At 64.6% G+C, this 17,373-nt stretch carries 18 protein-coding genes and 1 tRNA gene; 5 read left to right on the top strand and 14 right to left on the bottom strand.

The genetic code is table 11. From position 1 onward, the window contains the following. Positions 1 to 13: 13 nt before the first annotated feature. From VUG52_RS23080 to VUG52_RS23025, 12 genes are all read right to left on the bottom strand, one after another. Positions 14 to 220 carry a TraR/DksA family transcriptional regulator gene (locus tag VUG52_RS23080; protein ID WP_050703721.1) on the bottom strand — a complete coding sequence of 69 codons (207 nt, stop codon included), beginning with the start codon at positions 218 to 220 and terminating at the stop codon, positions 14 to 16. After that, a complete protein-coding gene (locus VUG52_RS23075) occupies positions 220 to 669 on the bottom strand; it encodes a phage protein (RefSeq protein ID WP_050703722.1) in 450 nt (149 codons plus the stop codon). Before VUG52_RS23075 ends, VUG52_RS23080 begins: the two co-directional genes overlap by 1 nt. A 3-nt stretch (positions 670 to 672) precedes the next feature. Then, entirely contained in the window at positions 673 to 1,788 is a 1,116-nt protein-coding gene (locus VUG52_RS23070; protein ID WP_050703723.1) for a DUF2586 domain-containing protein, read from the bottom strand. Positions 1,789 to 1,880: 92 nt separating this feature from the next. Then, positions 1,881 to 2,345, bottom strand: coding sequence for a phage tail protein (locus tag VUG52_RS23065; protein ID WP_050703726.1), 465 nt, complete (start codon positions 2,343 to 2,345; stop codon positions 1,881 to 1,883). 505 nt (positions 2,346 to 2,850) lie between these two features. Beyond that, positions 2,851 to 3,951 carry a redox-regulated ATPase YchF gene (gene ychF, locus VUG52_RS23060; RefSeq protein ID WP_016713314.1) on the bottom strand — a complete coding sequence of 367 codons (1,101 nt, stop codon included), beginning with the start codon at positions 3,949 to 3,951 and terminating at the stop codon, positions 2,851 to 2,853. 23 nt (positions 3,952 to 3,974) lie between these two features. Then, complete coding sequence (gene pth, locus VUG52_RS23055) at positions 3,975 to 4,559, bottom strand: aminoacyl-tRNA hydrolase (protein ID WP_050703727.1); 585 nt, start codon at positions 4,557 to 4,559, stop codon at positions 3,975 to 3,977. Positions 4,560 to 4,638: 79 nt separating this feature from the next. Further along, positions 4,639 to 5,235 (bottom strand): 50S ribosomal protein L25/general stress protein Ctc, encoded by a 597-nt coding sequence (locus tag VUG52_RS23050; RefSeq protein ID WP_011532196.1) that lies wholly within the window; start codon positions 5,233 to 5,235, stop codon positions 4,639 to 4,641. Positions 5,236 to 5,358: 123 nt separating this feature from the next. Next, on the bottom strand, positions 5,359 to 6,300 hold the full coding sequence (locus VUG52_RS23045) for a ribose-phosphate pyrophosphokinase (protein ID WP_016391678.1): 942 nt from the start codon (positions 6,298 to 6,300) through the stop codon (positions 5,359 to 5,361). Positions 6,301 to 6,345: 45 nt separating this feature from the next. Further along, positions 6,346 to 6,420: transfer RNA gene (locus VUG52_RS23040), tRNA-Gln, on the bottom strand. Positions 6,421 to 6,440: 20 nt separating this feature from the next. Continuing rightward, on the bottom strand, positions 6,441 to 7,301 hold the full coding sequence (gene ispE, locus VUG52_RS23035) for a 4-(cytidine 5'-diphospho)-2-C-methyl-D-erythritol kinase (RefSeq protein ID WP_050703728.1): 861 nt from the start codon (positions 7,299 to 7,301) through the stop codon (positions 6,441 to 6,443). 4 nt (positions 7,302 to 7,305) lie between these two features. After that, positions 7,306 to 7,923, bottom strand: coding sequence for a lipoprotein insertase outer membrane protein LolB (gene lolB / locus VUG52_RS23030; RefSeq protein WP_050703729.1), 618 nt, complete (start codon positions 7,921 to 7,923; stop codon positions 7,306 to 7,308). Positions 7,924 to 7,926: 3 nt separating this feature from the next. Then, positions 7,927 to 9,648, bottom strand: coding sequence for a tetratricopeptide repeat protein (locus VUG52_RS23025; protein WP_050703730.1), 1,722 nt, complete (start codon positions 9,646 to 9,648; stop codon positions 7,927 to 7,929). Positions 9,649 to 10,505: 857 nt separating this feature from the next. Here VUG52_RS23025 and hemA point away from each other — a divergent pair. Genes hemA through murI form a run of 5 tightly spaced genes read left to right on the top strand, consistent with a single transcriptional unit; the run spans position 10,506 to position 15,232 of the window. Beyond that, complete coding sequence (hemA, locus tag VUG52_RS23020; RefSeq protein ID WP_050703731.1) at positions 10,506 to 11,783, top strand: glutamyl-tRNA reductase; 1,278 nt, start codon at positions 10,506 to 10,508, stop codon at positions 11,781 to 11,783. Next, a complete protein-coding gene (gene prfA, locus VUG52_RS23015; protein ID WP_028691144.1) occupies positions 11,780 to 12,862 on the top strand; it encodes a peptide chain release factor 1 in 1,083 nt (360 codons plus the stop codon). The genes hemA and prfA overlap by 4 nt, the downstream gene beginning before the upstream one ends. Further along, a complete protein-coding gene (gene prmC / locus VUG52_RS23010) occupies positions 12,863 to 13,693 on the top strand; it encodes a peptide chain release factor N(5)-glutamine methyltransferase (RefSeq protein WP_220689941.1) in 831 nt (276 codons plus the stop codon). Beyond that, complete coding sequence (locus VUG52_RS23005; protein ID WP_050703732.1) at positions 13,687 to 14,442, top strand: molybdopterin-synthase adenylyltransferase MoeB; 756 nt, start codon at positions 13,687 to 13,689, stop codon at positions 14,440 to 14,442. The genes prmC and VUG52_RS23005 overlap by 7 nt, the downstream gene beginning before the upstream one ends. Next, positions 14,435 to 15,232 (top strand): glutamate racemase, encoded by a 798-nt coding sequence (murI, locus tag VUG52_RS23000; protein ID WP_050703733.1) that lies wholly within the window; start codon positions 14,435 to 14,437, stop codon positions 15,230 to 15,232. Before VUG52_RS23005 ends, murI begins: the two co-directional genes overlap by 8 nt. 9 nt (positions 15,233 to 15,241) lie before the next feature. Here murI and VUG52_RS22995 read toward each other — a convergent pair whose 3' ends face one another. Next, positions 15,242 to 15,922, bottom strand: coding sequence for an SDR family oxidoreductase (locus VUG52_RS22995; protein ID WP_050703734.1), 681 nt, complete (start codon positions 15,920 to 15,922; stop codon positions 15,242 to 15,244). A 3-nt stretch (positions 15,923 to 15,925) separates the two neighbouring features. Then, on the bottom strand, positions 15,926 to 17,362 hold the full coding sequence (gene phrB / locus VUG52_RS22990) for a deoxyribodipyrimidine photo-lyase (protein WP_050703735.1): 1,437 nt from the start codon (positions 17,360 to 17,362) through the stop codon (positions 15,926 to 15,928). Positions 17,363 to 17,373: the final 11 nt, after the last annotated feature.

Below are 17,373 nucleotides of genomic sequence, written 5' to 3'. Positions count from 1 at the left end.
GCGGGCGCTGTGTTCAGCGGCCGCGCTCGTGAAGCTGTTGGCAGGGAACGCAGCGGCGCATGCCGCCCAGGGCGCGGCGCGCCTCGGCGATCTCGTCGCCGCAGTCCGTGCAGTGGGTGAGGCTGGGCCCAGTCGCCACGCGTCGGCCACGGACGGCGGCGATCGCCAGATCACGCCTGAGCTGTTCCAGGGCCTGGGCGCGGTCGAATGGGCACACCATCAGCTCAGGCCCTCGACCTCGGCGAAGGACAGGTACGGCACGCCGTTGACGTGGACGAAGTCCGGGCTGGTGACGTCGAACGGCAGCTTGTGCTTGGTCTTCTCGCCGCCCTTGGCGTCGATGTTGAGCAGGTTGGAGATCTTGAGGCGGCAGCCGAAGGCCTCGACGCGGATCTCGTCGGTGGGGGTCTTGGCGTAGAACAGCTGGTCGAAGGTCCCCAGCTGACGGAAGCTGCCGGCCTTGGCGGCGGCTTCGATGATCAGGTTGAAGTTGCTGGTGTCCACCTCCAGCTCGCCGCTGGCGGTCACGTTGCCGGCGACCCAGCCGTCAGGCACACCCTTGGTGTGCGCCACGGCGCTGTTGTCGGTGATGTCGAGGGTTGCGCTCTCAACGTGGATCTTCAGGTCGCCCACGTTGATGTCGAAGTTCAAGCCACTGATCTTGGCCATGGGTTACTCCTGGTTGTCCTGGGAAAGGTCCAGCGCGATGTTCGCGGTGATGTCCTTGGGGCAGTTGTGCGGGCGGATGCGAATGAACACTTCCACCTGGGTGTGGCTTTTCCAGACGATGACCAGGTCGCCGTCGCGCGGTGGCTGGATTTCGCCGGGGAACACTTCGCCGGCGAATTTCACCGCCTTGGCCATCCGTCGCAGCGGCGCCATCAGCGCGCTGGTGTTGGCGGCCATGCTGGCGGGGCTGTTGTTCAGGCGACGGTCGCCGATGCGGCGGATCAGCAGCGGGCGGACCTGGCGGGCGGCCTTGTCGGCCAGGCGCAGGTATTCCAGGACCTGGAAGTCGCTGGCGGCGGTGTCGAGCATGTTGGCATCGCCCCAGTACACGCCCTCGTAGTCCGGGTAGGTCTGCGAGACGGAGAAGCGTGCCTTGTCCAGCTCGCTGCGCACCGCCGATGGCAGTGGCACGCCGTCCTTGTCCGCGGGCACCGTGCCCAGGCCCAGGACAGGGCCGCTGGCGACGCGCATCGGGGTATCGGCGATGCTCCAGGCGGCGTTGGCCAAGCGCCCGGCGAGCACGCCCAGGTCGTTGCCGTGCAGCTGCGGCACCACCACGACACGTGGCGCGGCGATACCGTCGGTGAGCGCCTTCTGCTCGAGCAGGTAATCCGACCAGGTCACGGTCGGCAGGATGCCGGCGGACGCGGCCAGGACGAACGAACGTCGGCCATAGCGGGCGTTCAGCTGTTCGGCGGCGGTGTGCATGGCCAGCAGTTCCGCGCCAGCGGTCGCCGGCTTGGTGATGACGATGCCTTCGACCGAGTAGCCGTGTTGCTGGGCGTACTCCAGGGCGCTTGCCCAGTCGCCTTCGGCGCCGATCGGCGCGGCCAGGCAGGCCCAGCGGTCGCCACCGTTGGCCCGGGCGGCGATCAGTTGGGTCTTCAGGTCGCTGGCGGTCACGCCCAGCTCGTTGTCCAGGTCGCTGTCCGTGTTCAGGGTCAACAGCTTGCCGACGTTCTTGGCGGCGGGGCCGATGAAGAGGAAGTAGCGTTCGATCTCGGTCACGGCACCCTGGCCGAGGTTGAGATTGTTCACGCTGATTTTACCGAGTGCCATAGGTTGCCTCGTTAGCGGGGTGATTGAAGGGGTGTGCCAGGACCTGCCGATCAGGTTGCTGGCGGGGCGGGCGTTACAGCCCGGGTAATGGGTCAGGGGAGGGGGCTGCCCGGCAGGGCGATATCGCCTTGCTCGGCGACCCACAGGTCGTAGGGCTGGAATGACCAGGTCTTGCCGAACACCTCGATCTCGCCGGCCGTGTCCTCGGTCAGGTAAAGCGGCTCGACGAACTCCAGGACCAGCGACACATCGAGCAGGTCGCTGCCCGGGACCTTCTGCTTGACGGCGAGGGCCGGTGCCGGCAGGGCGAACAGGTGACGCCCGGGGTCGTTGGCTTCCAGCCAGCTGCCGGCGAGCGCCATCAGCCGCCCGGGATGACCGCTGAAGTCGTCGAAGTCGAACAGGGCGCGGTAGCGCAGGTTGCCCATGTGCAGGCCCAGTTCGGTTTGCGTCCAGGCCAGTTGCAGGTCCAGCTGCTGGGCCCAGGCGTGCAGTTGCCCGGCAGGCACCAGCTTGCGTTCGAGCAGATAGGTGGTGAGTGCTTTCAACTGGTTCATGGGGAGGCCTCCTTACAGGGCGAGGTGGCTGAGAAATGCATCGTTGAGTACGTGGGGGGATTGCCCGCTTCCACAGGGTTCGGAGAACCGCCGAAGTCATGCTCGGCATTCCAAAAAGCCCGCCATGCAGGCTTTTCAGTAATGCGTTGTCCAACCGCTGGCCACGACTGGTGACGCCATGCGGTTGCGCTTCGAATTGGTGACTCCGACCGCGGCCGTCTGCCCGCCGGAAAACTGATCGTGGTGCTTTACGCTGCACACCCGGGCCAGTTGCCAACCCTCTGAACAGTCGAGGCCTGTTCATCGCTGCCTGTGTAACAACCGGTTGCTGTCCGGCTCGAGACACAGGTTATGCATGTATGCATATGCAGTCAATGCATTTGTGGAAATATTTGGGCATGCAAATTTGCCGATATGCATGTCGGTCTTTGCTGGCGCGGGGTGTAGGGCTTTTCTGCAGGCGAAAAAAAACCCGCCGGAGCGGGTTTTTTTCAGGAGCGGGGCATCAGACGTTGAAGCGGAAGTGCATCACGTCACCGTCCTTGACGATGTAGTCCTTGCCTTCCAGGCGCCACTTGCCGGCTTCCTTGGCGCCGCTCTCACCCTTGAACTGGATGAAGTCGTCGTAGGCCACCACTTCGGCGCGGATGAAGCCTTTCTCGAAGTCGGTGTGGATCACGCCGGCTGCCTGTGGGGCGGTGGCGCCCACGCGCACGGTCCAGGCACGTACTTCCTGCACGCCAGCAGTGAAGTAGGTCTGCAGGTTGAGCAGCTCGTAACCGGCGCGGATCACGCGGTTCAGGCCAGGTTCTTCCAGGCCCAGGGCCTCGAGGAACATGTCTTTCTCTTCACCGTCGTCCAGCTCGGCGATCTCGGCTTCGATCTTGTTGCACACCGGCACCACCACCGCGCCTTCTTCCTCGGCAATGGCCTTGACCACGTCCAGGTGCGGGTTGTTGTCGAAGCCGTCTTCGGCGACGTTGGCGATGTACATGACCGGTTTGCTGGTCAGCAGGTGGAAGCCGCGAATCACCGCCTTGTCTTCGGCGCTCATGTTCTTCATCAGGCTGCGCGCAGGCTTGCCTTCGGTGAAGTGGGGGATGAGCTGCTCGAGGATGGCCTTCTGTGCCAGGGCTTCCTTGTCGCCGCCCTTGGCGTTGCGGGCGACCTTCTGCAGTTGCTTCTCGCAGCTGTCGAGGTCGGCGAAGATCAGTTCGAGGTCGATGATCTCGATGTCGCGCTTGGGGTCGACGCTGTTGGAGACGTGGATCACGTTCTCGTCTTCGAAGCAGCGCACCACGTGGGCGATGGCGTCGGTCTCGCGGATGTTGGCGAGGAACTTGTTGCCCAGGCCTTCACCCTTGGAGGCACCGGCGACCAGGCCGGCGATGTCGACGAACTCCATGGTGGTCGGCAGGATGCGGTTCGGCTTGACGATCTCGGCCAGGGCGTTGAGGCGCGCGTCGGGCATCGGCACGATGCCGCTGTTCGGCTCGATGGTGCAGAAGGGGAAGTTCTCCGCCGCGATGCCAGACTTGGTCAGGGCGTTGAACAGGGTGGACTTGCCGACGTTGGGCAGGCCGACGATGCCGCAATTGAAACCCATGGGTATTCCCCTTTCGTAAAGTGTCAGGCCTTCTGGCTGTGCAGTTCGCGCATGGCCTTGGCGAAGTCGCCGGCCAGCACGTCGGGCATCACGCCGAGGGCAAAATCGATGCTGGCGTCGAGCTTCTCCTGCTCGGCGCGTGGCGCCCGGCCCAGGACGAAGTTGGAGACCAGTTTGGCGTCGCCCGGGTGGCCGATGCCAAGCCGCAGGCGGTGGAAGTCGTTCTGGTTGCCGAGCTGCGCGATGATGTCGCGCAGGCCGTTGTGCCCGCCGTGGCCGCCGCCCTTCTTGAGCTTGGCGACGCCGGGAGGCAGGTCGAGTTCGTCGTGGGCCACCAGGATCGCTTCCGGCTTGATGCGGAAGAAATTGGCCAGAGCCGCCACGGACTGGCCGCTACGGTTCATGTAGGTGGTGGGGATCAACAGGCGAACATCGTTGCCCTGATGGCTGAACTTAGCCGTCAGGCCGAAATACTTTTTGTCAGCGGACAGCGAAACACGCTGGGCGCTGGCGAGGCGTTCAACGAAAAGAGCCCCTGCGTTATGCCGGGTCTGTTCGTATTCGGGGCCGGGGTTACCCAGGCCGACGATCAACTGGATGGCGGTCACGTCAGGGGCTCTTCCTTGGAGTTGGTGGGTTACGGTGCGCGCGGCACTGTAACCCGATCAACGCCGGCGTGCGAGTGGATTACTCGGCAGCGCCTTCAGCAGCTTCAGCGGCAACGCGCGGGGCGTGGACGTTGGCAACAGCTTTGTCATCACCGTGGGCCAGAGCGACGAACTCTACGCCTTTCGGAGCTTTCAGGTCCGACAGGTGGATGATGGTGCCGACTTCGGCCTTGGACAGGTCGACTTCGATGAACTCAGGCAGGTCCTTGGCTTCGCAGGACACTTCGATCTCGGAAACGACGTGCGAGATTTCGCCGCCTTTCTTGATCGGGGCTTCTTCACCGACGAAGTGAACTGGAACCTTGGCGGTCAGCTTCTGGCCAGCAACGACGCGAACGAAGTCGGCGTGCATGATGAAGCCTTTGGCTGGGTGACGCTGCATGGCCTTGACCACGACGTTTTGCTTGGCGCCGTCGACGTTCAGTTCGATCACGTGGCTGAAGGCAGCTTCGTTTTCGAACAGCTTGGCGATTTCCTTGGCCACGATGGTCAGGGATTGGGCTTCTTTATCGCCACCGTAGACAACGGCAGGGATGTTGGCGGAGTGACGCAGGCGGCGGCTCGCACCTTTCCCCAGGTCAGTACGCGCTTGGGCGTTCAGGATGAAGTCAGTCATTTTGTTTCTCCAAATTAGCCTCCCGAAAGGCGTTTGCGACCAGCGCCAGACGGGGACGGCAAAAAAGCCCCGCCCCAACAACCAGTGTTGGGGCGGGGCGCTTTTCGTCAGCGAGTGTTCCGCTTAGCGGAACATCGCGCTGATCGATTCTTCGTTGCTGATGCGGCGGACCGCTTCAGCGACAACCGGTGCGATATCCAGCTGGCGGATACGGTCACAGGCTTGAGCAGCGGCGGACAGCGGCACGGTGTTGGTCACCACCAGCTCGTCCAGTACCGACTTCTCGATGTTCTCGATCGCGCGGCCCGACAGGACAGGGTGCGTGCAGTAGGCGTAGACCTTGGCGGCACCGTGTTCTTTCAGGGCCTTGGCCGCGTGGCACAGGGTGCCGGCGGTGTCGACCATGTCGTCTACCAGGATGCAGGTGCGTCCTTCGACGTCGCCGATGATGTGCATAACCTCGGAGTGGTTAGCCTTTTCGCGGCGCTTGTCGATGATCCCGAGATCGACGCCCAGGGACTTGGCGACGGCGCGAGCACGCACCACACCACCGATGTCCGGGGAAACGATCATCAGGTTCTCGAAACGCTGGTCCTCGATGTCGTCGACCAGTACGGGCGAGCCGTAGATGTTGTCGACGGGGATATCGAAGAAACCCTGGATCTGGTCAGCGTGCAGGTCGACGGTGAGAACACGGTCGATACCCACGACAGTGAGCATGTCAGCGACGACTTTGGCGCTGATGGCTACACGTGCCGAACGCGGACGGCGGTCCTGGCGGGCGTATCCGAAGTAGGGAATCACGGCGGTGATTCGCGACGCTGAGGAGCGGCGGAAGGCATCTGCCATCACGACCAGTTCCATCAGATTGTCGTTGGTTGGAGCACAGGTGGGCTGAATGATGAAGACGTCCTTACCGCGGACATTTTCATTGATTTCAGCACTGATTTCGCCGTCGGAGAACTTACCGACAGAAACATCACCCAGTGGAATATGCAGCTGACGTACGACACGCCGAGCCAGATCGGGGTTGGCATTCCCCGTGAAGACCATCATCTTGGACACGCGCAGTACCTGAAGGCTGAGGGTAACCTGGATGAGTATAAGAAATGGCAGGGGCGGCTGGATTCGAACCAACGCATGGCAGGATCAAAACCTGCTGCCTTACCGCTTGGCGACGCCCCTGTATCTGTTGCTGCGAATTCTTATGAACTCGACTTCTTGATCAGAACTTGCAGCTTGCGATGCAACATCGAAACATTGCTTCCTTTCGCCACAAACCCTGTTTGGGTCTCTGAAAGAAGGGCCAGAACTCTATCAGCTTCGGCTTTGCTTGGGAAGGCCCCAAACACACAACTTCCAGTGCCGGTCATTCGTGCTTCGGTGAATTTACCCAGTGAAATCAGCGCATTGCGAACTTCAGGATACCGTTGCTCTACTACCGGTTGGCAGTCATTTCGACTGTTTCCCTCGGGAACGGGGCGCATCTTAAGGGGGAGGGAATCACGTGTCAACTCCGGATGCGAAAAAATTTCCGCTGTGCTGACAGACACTTGCGGCACCAGCACGACATACCAGGGTTCCTCGGGGTCGACCGGGGTCAGCTGCTCGCCGACACCCTGGGCGAAGGCCGCGTGACCACGGACGAACACCGGCACATCGGCGCCGAGTGACAGGCCCAGGCTGGCCAGGCGGTCTTCATCCCAGTCCAGCTGCCACAGATGGGCGAGCGCCAGCAGGGTGGTGGCAGCGTCGGAGCTGCCGCCACCGATGCCGCCGCCCATGGGCAATACCTTGTGCAGCCAGATGTCGGCGCCGAGCGGGGTGCCGGACTGTGCCTGCAGCAGGCGCGCGGCGCGGACGATCAGGTTGCTGTCGTGGGGCACGCCTTCAATTTCAGTCTGCAGGCGGATCTGGCCGTCCTCGCGCAGGGCGAAGCTCAGTTCGTCGCCGTGCTCGAGGAACTGGAACACGGTTTCCAGCTCGTGGTAGCCGTCGGCGCGGCGGCCGGTGATGTGCAGCCAGAGGTTGAGCTTGGCCGGGGCGGGCAGGGTCAGTTTCTGCATTGTATTAATGCCCCAGCTGGCGTGGCTGCCAGTCCTTGACCACCAGGGTCACGTCGATGTTCTCGCCGTGCAGCTTGAGGCGCTCGGGCAGCCAGTAGCCGTTCTGCTCCACATAGCTCAGGTACTCGACCTGCCAGCCATCCTGGTGAAGGCTGGCCAGGCGACTGTCGCCGTCGAGGGTCAGCTGGCTCTTGCTGTCCGGAGCGGGCAGGCCGCGCACCCACCAGACCAGGTGCGACACCGGCAGGCGCCAGCCCAGTTGTTCTTCCAGCAGCGCCTCGGGGTTGGCGGCCTCGTAGCGGCCCTGGTTGGCCACTTCCAGTATCACGCCGCCGGGGCGCCCGGTCAGGCGCGCCGCACCGCGGCCCAGGGGGCCGGCCAGGCGGATGTCGTAGTAGTCCTGGCGTTGCAGCCAGAACAAGGTGCCGCTGCCGGAGTCGCGTGGGGCGCGGATGCCGACCTTGCCGTTGATCTGCCAGCCGTCGAGGCTGCCGAGCTGCTGTTTGTGCTCGCGCCACAGCTGCGGGTTGCCCTGGCCTTGTACGGCTTCCTTGCTGCCGAAACCGGCGCAACCGGCGAGCAGGGCGATGAGGGTAAAGGTAATGCAATGACGCAGGAACATGGTTTACAGGCTCTCGGATCCGGTCAGGCGCAGCAGGGTCTTGCGCAGGATGGGGCTGTCGGCCTGGGCTTCGAAGCCCTTGGCCCAGACTTGGCGGGCTTCGCGGCGTTTGCCGTTGGCCCAGAGGACTTCGCCCAGGTGGGCGGCGACTTCATGGTCGGGGAAGCGCTCGAAGGCCAGGCGCAGCTGGCGTTCGGCTTCCTCGAGGTTGCCCATGCGATAGGCCACCCAGCCCAGGCTGTCGAGCACCGCCGGGTCGTCGGGGGTGAGCTGGTGGGCCTTGTCGATCAGGGCCTTGGCCTCGCTGTAGCGGGTGGTGCGATCGGCCAGGGTGTAGCCCAGGGCGTTGAGGGCCATGGCGTTTTCCGGCTCGCGGGCAAGGATCGCGCGCAGGTCTTTCTCCATCTGCGCCAGGTCGTTGCGCTTCTCGGCGAGCATGGCGCGGGTATAGAGCAGGTTGAGGTCGTCCGGGTAGCGCTTGATCGCCTGCGCCAGCACTTGACCGGCCTGGGCCTCCTTGCCGTTGTTGCCCAGGCTTTCGGCTTCGATCAGGTACAGCTGGATGGCGTAGTCCGGCTGGGCCTCGCGGGCTTCGGCGAGTATCCGCGAGGCTTCGGCGCTGCGGCCGTTGGCGATGAGGATATCGGCCTGGCGCAGTTGCGCCGGCAGGTAGTCCGGGCCGGGGCCGACCAGGGCGTATTCGCGCAGGGCGGCGGCCGGCTGGCTGCGCTCTTCGCGGATGCGGCCCAGGTTGAGGTGGGCGGCGTCGACGTTGGCGTCACGCTCGACCAGTTCCTGCAGGTAGCCCTCTGCTTCGTCCCAGTGTTTGGTTTCCAGGCACACCAGGGCCAGCGAGTAGCGGATTTCGTCGTCTTCGGGGTACTGCTGCAGCAGGCTTTCGAATTCGGCCTTGGCGTCGTCGATGCGATCCTGCTCGACCAGGGTGCGGGCGTAGGTCAGGCGCAGGCGCTTGTCCTCGGGGTTGTCGCGGATCGCTCCACGCAGCAGTGGCAGGGCCTCGGGGCCACGGTCCAGGGCTTGCAGCAGACGGGCGCGCAGTAGTACCGGGGCGATTTCGCCGTTCTTCGGCGGATGGGCTTCGAGCAGGTCGAGGGCCTGTTGCGGCTTGTCGTCCTGGTTGAGCAGCAGGGCCTTGCCGAACACCAGCTGGCCGTTGTCGGGGTATTTCACCAGCAGGCGGTCGAAGCTCTGCAGCAGGCCGTCACGGGTGCTCTGGTCGGTCTCGGCGGCCGCCAGGGCGAGGAAATCGAAGTGGGTGTCGCCCTGGCCCTGCAGCACCTTTTCCATGTAGGTCATGGAATCGTCGTAGCGTCCGGCGCGGGCCAGCTGGATGGCCGCGGCGCGCTGGGCGTCGAGGTTCTGCGGATCGTTGCGGGCCCAGATCATCGCGGTGTCCAGGGCTGGCTCGTCGGCGCCGAGGTATTCGGCGATGCGATAGGCGCGCTCGGAGACGGCCGGATCCTGGGTCTTTTCGGCCTGGTCGACGTAGTTGGCCAGGGCGATGTCGAAGCGGTTGCGCTGGCCGGCCAGTTCCGCCACCAGCAGGCTGTACAGGGTGTCCTGCTTGAACGATCCGTACACCACGGGCTTTTCCGCGCTCTTGCCGGCGTCGACGGCGGGCGACTGGGCGTCCGTCTTCGGGGCCAGGCTTTGGCAGCCTTGAAGCAGGGCGAGGGCAAGCAGCAATGCGTAGGATTTGTTCATAGAGGCTTATTAAAGAGGCTAAACCGGCGGTCGGAGCATGATGACACAAGCGTGAGGGCAAACCCACCTGCGAAGGTCGTGGTGTGCAGCGGTGCTTCGGAGTATAGGGACAATGAGCCGGAGCGGTGGTTCGCAACCACTCACGGCATCCTGCCCTTGCCCTTGCCCTTGCCCTTGCCCTTGCCCTTGCCCTTGCCCTTGCCGTTGCCCTTGCCGTTGCTTTTGCTTTGCTTCTAAGCGCGCGGTAGTTCAGGCAACGCCAATTGCGACTTCAGGAGGCCGAACGCAGGTCTTGCGGAGGGAGGTGACGGGCATGGATGCCCGTCAAGCGCTGCGCCCCAGGATGGGGCGTTCAGCGCGGTCCTCCCGGGAGCAAGACCGGAGTGAGGGGACCCCGGAGCGAAGCGTAGGGGCCGGATGAACGGAGCGAGGATTTTTTGGTTCCTTTTTGATCCTTCAAAAAGGGACCCGCCGTAAGGGCGGAAAGGTGACTATGCGTCGCCATCGCCAATGAATGAACGTATAACTTTCAAAACCCACGCTCTGAAAATCAAAGTCAAAATCGGTCGGCGCAGGTTTCTACAGGTGCAAGCGCATTCATTTACGATGTCGACGCATAGTCACCTTTTCGCCCTTACGGCAAGTCACTTTTTGTCAAGCGCGTCTGTAGAGACCGGACACATCGCTGACACATGTGCGCATACATGGTTGACACATTATGGTCCGTAATCAGGTTTATTCACGTTGAGGGTGCGGGGCGATAGGCACGCCGCATCGCCACAATAGCGAACGGTGGTTGTTCTAAAACCTGCGAAGTAGGACAATTATCGGCTTCACGTCCCAACCAGCGACCTTGCATGGCCTTTCTTGCACTTGGTATCAACCATAAGACTGCCTCGGTAGACGTACGCGAGCGCGTGGCGTTTACGCCCGAGCAGCTGGTCGATGCCCTGCAGCAGCTCTGCCGACTGACCGCCAGCCGCGAGGCGGCGATCCTGTCCACCTGCAACCGCAGCGAACTGTATATAGAGCAGGACCACCTCGCCGCCGACGCCGTGCTGCAATGGCTGGCCGACTACCACCAGCTGAGCCTCGACGAACTGCGCGCCAGCGCTTACGTCCACGAGGAGCACGATGCGGTCCGGCACATGATGCGCGTGGCCTCAGGCCTCGACTCGCTGGTGCTCGGCGAGCCGCAGATCCTCGGCCAGATGAAGTCGGCCTACGCCGTGGCCCGTGAGGCCGGCACCGTCGGGCCGCTGCTGGGGCGCCTGTTCCAGGCCACCTTCAGCGCCGCCAAGCAGGTGCGCACCGACACCGCCATCGGCGAGAACCCGGTCTCGGTGGCATTTGCCGCAGTCAGCCTGGCCAAGCAGATCTTCTCCGACCTGGGCCGCAGCCAGGCGCTGCTGATCGGTGCCGGCGAGACCATCACCCTGGTCGCCCGCCACCTGCACGAGCAGGGCGTGCGCCGCATCGTCGTCGCCAACCGCACCCTTGAGCGCGCCAGCATCCTCGCCGAGCAGTTCGGCGCCCATGCCGTGCTGCTCTCGGACATCCCGCAGGAACTGGCCAACAGCGACATCGTCATCAGCTCCACCGCCAGCCAGTTGCCGATCCTCGGCAAGGGCGCGGTGGAAAGTGCGCTGAAGCAGCGCCGGCACAAGCCGATCTTCATGGTCGACATCGCCGTGCCGCGTGACATCGAGCCGCAGGTCGGTGAACTGGACGACGTCTATCTCTATACCGTCGACGACCTCCACGAAGTGGTCGCGGAAAACCTCAAGAGCCGCCAGGGCGCGGCCCAGGCCGCCGAAGAGCTGGTCTCGGCCGGCGCCGACGACTTCATGGTGCGCCTGCGCGAGCTGGCGGCGGTGGATGTGCTCAAGGCCTATCGCCAGCAAAGCGAGCGCCTGCGCGACGAAGAATTGCAAAAGGCCCTGCGCCTGCTGGGCAACGGCGGCAACCCCGAGGACGTGCTGATGCAACTGGCCCGGGGCCTGACCAACAAACTCCTGCACGCCCCCAGCGTGCAACTGAAAAAGCTCTCCGCCGAAGGCCGCCTCGATGCGCTGGCCATGGCCCAGGAACTCTTCGCCCTCCACGAGGGCTCGACGGACAAAACCCCGCAATGAAAGCGTCGCTGCTGAACAAACTGGACACGCTCCAGGATCGCTTCGAGGAACTCACCGCGCTGCTCGGTGACGCCGAAGTCATTTCCGACCAGACGCGTTTTCGCGCCTACTCCCGCGAGTACGCCGAAGTCGAGCCGGTGATCGCTTGCTATCAAGGCTGGCGCAAGGTCCAGGACGACCTCGAGGGCGCCCAGGCGCTGCTCAAGGACGCCGACCCCGACCTGCGCGAGATGGCGGTCGAGGAGGTGCGGGAAGCGAAAGAGCAGTTGGTGGGCCTGGAGTCGCAACTGCAGCGCATGCTGCTGCCCAAGGACCCCAACGACGGGCGCAACGTGTTCCTGGAAATCCGCGCCGGCACCGGTGGCGACGAGGCGGCGATCTTCTCCGGCGACCTGTTCCGCATGTACTCGCGCTACGCCGAGAAACGCGGCTGGCGCCTGGAGATCCTCTCCGAGAACGAAGGCGAGCATGGCGGCTACAAGGAAATCATCGCCCGGGTCGAAGGCGACAGCGTGTATGGCAAGCTCAAGTTCGAGTCCGGCGCGCACCGCGTGCAGCGGGTGCCGGAAACCGAATCCCAGGGCCGCATCCACACTTCGGCCTGCACCGTGGCGGTGCTGCCCGAACCCGACGAGCAGGTGGCCATCGAGATCAACCCGGCCGACCTGCGCGTGGACACCTACCGCGCCTCCGGCGCCGGCGGCCAGCACGTCAACAAGACCGATTCGGCGATCCGCATCACCCACTTGCCCACCGGCATCGTGGTCGAGTGCCAGGAAGAGCGTTCGCAGCACAAGAACCGTGCCCGCGCCATGTCCTGGCTGTCGGCGAAGCTCAACGACATGCAGACCAGCGCCGCGCAGAACGCCATCGCCAGCGAGCGCAAGCTGCTGGTGGGCTCGGGCGATCGCTCCGAGCGCATCCGCACCTACAACTATCCACAGGGCCGGGTCACCGACCACCGTATCAACCTCACCCTCTACTCCCTGGACGATATCCTCGCCGGTGGCGTGGAGGCCGTGATCGAGCCGTTGCTGGCCGAATACCAGGCCGATCAGCTGGCCGCCCTGGGGGATTGAATGACCATCATCGCCAGCCTGCTGCGCAACGCGCAGTTGCCAGACTCGCCGACCGAACGGCTGGACGCCGAACTGCTCCTGGCCGCGGCCCTGGGCAAGTCGCGCAGCTTCCTGCACACCTGGCCTGAGCGCATCGTCAGCAGCGAGGCGGCGCAGGTGTTCGCCGATTACCTCGAACGGCGTCGCGCCGGTGAGCCGGTGGCCTATATCCTCGGCCAGCAGGGGTTCTGGAAGCTGGACCTGGAAGTCGCGCCACATACGTTGATCCCGCGCCCGGACACCGAGCTGCTGGTGGAAACCGCGCTCGAGCTCGTGCCGCCCACGCCTGCCCGGGTCCTCGACCTGGGCACCGGCACCGGGGCCATCGCCCTGGCCCTGGCCAATGAGTGCCCGGGGTGGCAGGTCACGGCGGTGGACCGCATCGACGAGGCCGTGGCCCTGGCCGAGCGCAACCGCCAGCGCCTGGGCCTGGGCAATATCCAGGTGCGCGCCAGCCACTGGTTCGATGCCCTTGTGGGTGAGCGTTTCAACCTGATTCTCAGCAACCCGCCCTATATCCGCGCCGCCGATCCGCACCTGGTGGCCGGTGACGTGCGCTTCGAACCCAGCAGCGCCCTGGTGGCCGGCGAGGACGGGCTGGACGACCTACGGGTGATCGTCGCCCAGGCCCCGGCACACCTGCTGCCCGGAGGTTGGCTGTTGCTCGAGCACGGCTATGACCAGGCGCCCGCCGTACGCGACCTGCTGGCGGCGGCCGGCTTCATCGACGTCGCCAGCCGTGTCGACCTGGGCGGCCACGAACGTATCAGCCTGGGGCGCCTGCCATGCTGAGCGACCAGGAGCTGTTGCGCTACAGCCGACAGATCCTCCTGTCGCAGGTGGATATCGACGGCCAGTTGCGCCTGAAGCACGGCAAGGCCCTGGTCATCGGCTTGGGCGGGCTGGGCTCGCCGGTGGCGCTGTACCTTGCCGCGGCGGGTGTCGGTGAGCTGCACCTGGCCGATTTCGACAGCGTCGACCTGACCAACCTGCAACGCCAGGTGATCCACGACAGCGACAGCGTCGGCATGAGCAAGGTCGATTCGGCGATCAAGCGTCTGCGGGCGATCAACCCGGAAATCAGCCTGGTCGCCCATCGCCGGGCGTTGGACGAGGATTCGTTGGCCGCGGCGGTGGCGGCGGTCGATGTGGTGCTCGACTGCTCCGACAATTTCGGTACCCGCGAGGCGGTCAATGCCGCCTGCGTGGCTGCGGGCAAACCATTGGTCAGCGGCGCGGCAATCCGCCTCGAAGGTCAGTTGTCGGTGTTCGACGCCCGCCGCGACACCAGCCCCTGCTACCACTGCCTCTATGGCCATGGCAGCGAGGCCGAGCTGACCTGTAGCGAGGCTGGGGTGATCGGCCCGCTGGTGGGGCTGGTCGGCAGCCTGCAGGCCCTGGAAGCGCTGAAATTGCTGGCCGGTTTCGGCGAGCCGCTGGTCGGCCGCCTGCTGCTGATCGACGCCCTGGGCACCCGCATGCGCGAGCTGCGGGTCAAGCGCGACCCTGCCTGCACCGTGTGTGGCAATCGCCATGGCTGAGCGTTCGGCGCCGGTGGGCGTGATGGATTCCGGCGTCGGCGGGTTGTCGGTGCTGGCCGAGATCCAGCGTCTGCTGCCCAACGAATCCTTGCTCTACCTGGCCGACAGCGGCCATGTGCCCTATGGCGAGAAGTCCCCGGACTACATTCGCCAGCGTCTGCGGCTGATCGCCAGGTTCTACCATGAGCAGGGCGCCAAGGCATTGGTCCTGGCCTGCAACACGGCCACGGTGGCCGCGGTGGCCGACTTGCGCGAGCTCTACCCGGACTGGCCGCTGGTTGGGATGGAGCCTGCGGTCAAGCCGGCGGCTGCGGCAACCCGCTCCGGCGTGGTCGGCGTGCTGGCCACCACCGGTACCCTGCAGAGCGCCAAGTTCGCCGCCTTGCTCGACCGCTTCGCCAGTGATGTGCGGGTGATCACCCAGCCGTGCCCTGGGCTGGTCGAGCGTATCGAGGCGGGTGACCTGGTCAGCGAGCAACTGCGCCAGTTGCTGTCGGGCTATGTCAAGCCGCTGCTTGCGGCCGGTTGCGACACCCTGATCCTGGGCTGCACCCATTACCCGTTCCTGCGGCCCATGCTGGCCGAAATGGTGCCGGCGGATGTGGCGATCATCGACACCGGCGCTGCCGTGGCGCGCCAACTGCAACGCCTGCTGGGCGCCCGTGGGCTGCTCAGTGACGGACCGGCGCAGCCAACGGCGTTCTGGAGCAGTGGCGAGCCGGAGTGCTTGCGCAAGGTGCTGCCGCTGCTGTGGAACCAATCCGGCAGCGTGCAGCGCTTCCTGCCCTGAAGCCTAGGGTCAGCTGTTCTTTGGCAGCGGCCACAGTTCGCTTGGGTTGAGCACCTCCAGCACCAGATCGGCTTGGCGCTCCTCCAGGCGCGCCAGCAACTCCTGCGCCGCGCTTTGCGCCGTCCAGGGCTCCGGAATGGCCTGCACCGAGGTCACCGGGGCCTTCAGCGACTGGGGCGCCACCACTGTCAGGTCAATGCCCAGCGTGTGTAGGACGTTGCGCTGCTCTTTCAGCCACGTCGGCAGGCTGTTGCCGCCGTTGAGCGGCTGGTTCGGTTCGAACAGCTGCAATGCCGAGTAGCGGCTGATAATGGCCATGACCTGCGGCCTCTGGCCCTTGGCCAACAACGGCAGCGCGGCGTTCAGGCTCTGGTGCGTGGCTTGAAGGTTGCTGCTGACGATCTGTTCGAACAGGTCAGCATTCGCCATATTGTCCGGCAGGTAGTCGCAGCTCCCGGCATTTACCAGCAGACAATCCAGCGCCCCCCAGGCGGCCTGAAGCCGCTGGCCGGCATCCTGCAAGGGGCCGAAAAGCCGCTGCAAGCGTGCTCCGTGAAGCTCCCCCAATCTGTCGAGTTCCTGGCTATCCCTGCCACTGGCGGCCACCGTGTGCCCTTGTGCGAGCAACTGTTCCACCAAGGCCAGGCCGAGTCCGTGGCTGGCTCCTGTAACCCAGAAACGACGTGTCATGCTCTATGCCCCCTGATCCTGCCAGCTGGTCAAGCTTTTGAAGGCTTCCAATGCGCGTTGGCGACTACTATCGAGATCGACTATCGGGCCCGAGTAATTATTAGTAGCAAATAGGTCGGCGGATTTCACCGGGTAGTGAATCGATTTATCGTCTTTTCCCTCCAGTTCCGGCAACCACTGGCGGATGAACACCCCTTTCGGATCGAAGCGCTGCGACTGAGTGATGGGATTGAAGATCCGAAAATAGGGCACCGCATCGGTACCGGTCGAAGCGCTCCATTGCCAGCCACCGTTGTTGGCGGCCAGGTCACCGTCTATCAGGTGACGCATGAAATGCCGTTCGCCGTGCCGCCAGTCGATCAGCAGGTTCTTGCTGAGGAACATGGCGACGATCATGCGCAGGCGGTTGTGCATCCAGCCGGTGTGCAGCAGTTGGCGCATGGCGGCATCGATGAGAGGGAATCCGGTGCGGCCCTCCTTCCAGGCCTGCAGGTCGGCGGGCGCGTCGCGCCAGGGCAGCGCTTCGGTCTGCGGGCGGAAGGCGCGGTGCCGGGAGACCCGCGGGTAGCCCACCAGCGTGTGCTTGTAGAACTCGCGCCACAGCAGCTCGTTGACCCAGGTCTGTACGCCGACGCTGCCACTGTCGAATTCGCCTCGGTTGCTGGCCAGTGCCGCGTGCAGGCACTGGCGTGGCGAAATCACGCCGGCGGCGAGGTAGGGGGACAGCTGGCTGGTGCCGGCCTTGGCAGGCAGGTCGCGCAGCTGTGCGTAGTCGTCGATGGTTTCGTCGACGAAGCGCTGCAGCCGCCGCCGGCCTTCATCCTCGCCTGCCGGCCAGTGTTGGCGCAGGGTTTCGCAAGGGGGCGCGAATCCTTCGATCTGCTGGGGGACGGCGTCGCTGCCGATCCCGAGGGACTGCTGGGCCTGTACCGGTTGAGCCAGCGACGGGAGGCTGCGGTGCAGGTGTTCCAGACAGACACGTTTGAACTGGCTGAATACCTGGAAATACTGGCCGGTGCGGGTCAGCACGCTGCCGGGCCTGAACAGCAGCTGGTCGAGGTGGCCGGTGGCGGTGATTCCGGCTTGCTGCAATGCGTCATGGGTTGCCTGGTCTCGCCGGGCCTCGTTGATGCCGTATTCGTCGTTCCAGTGCACGGCCTCGATGCGATGTTGGCGGCAGACCTCGAGCATGCATTCAGGGACGTCGGCCCAGGTGTCGGTGGTGCGAATCAGCAGCGGAATGTTCAATGCCGCCAGCGACTGTTGCAACAGTCGCAGGTTGCGCAGCCAGAAGTCGACCTTGCAGGGCGCATCGTCGTGGGCCTGCCACTGCCCGGGGCTGGCAATCCACAGGGCCACGGTCGGGCCGCGCTGGCGGGCGGCCGCGAGGGCGGTGTTGTCGTCAATGCGCAGGTCGCTGCGCAGCCAGATCAGTTGCATGGGTAACAGGC

This window comes from Pseudomonas sp. LH21, from assembly GCF_036549575.1.
GTDB lineage: Bacteria > Pseudomonadota > Gammaproteobacteria > Pseudomonadales > Pseudomonadaceae > Aquipseudomonas > Aquipseudomonas peradeniyensis.
This window is presented reverse-complemented; position numbering and strand designations above follow the sequence as displayed.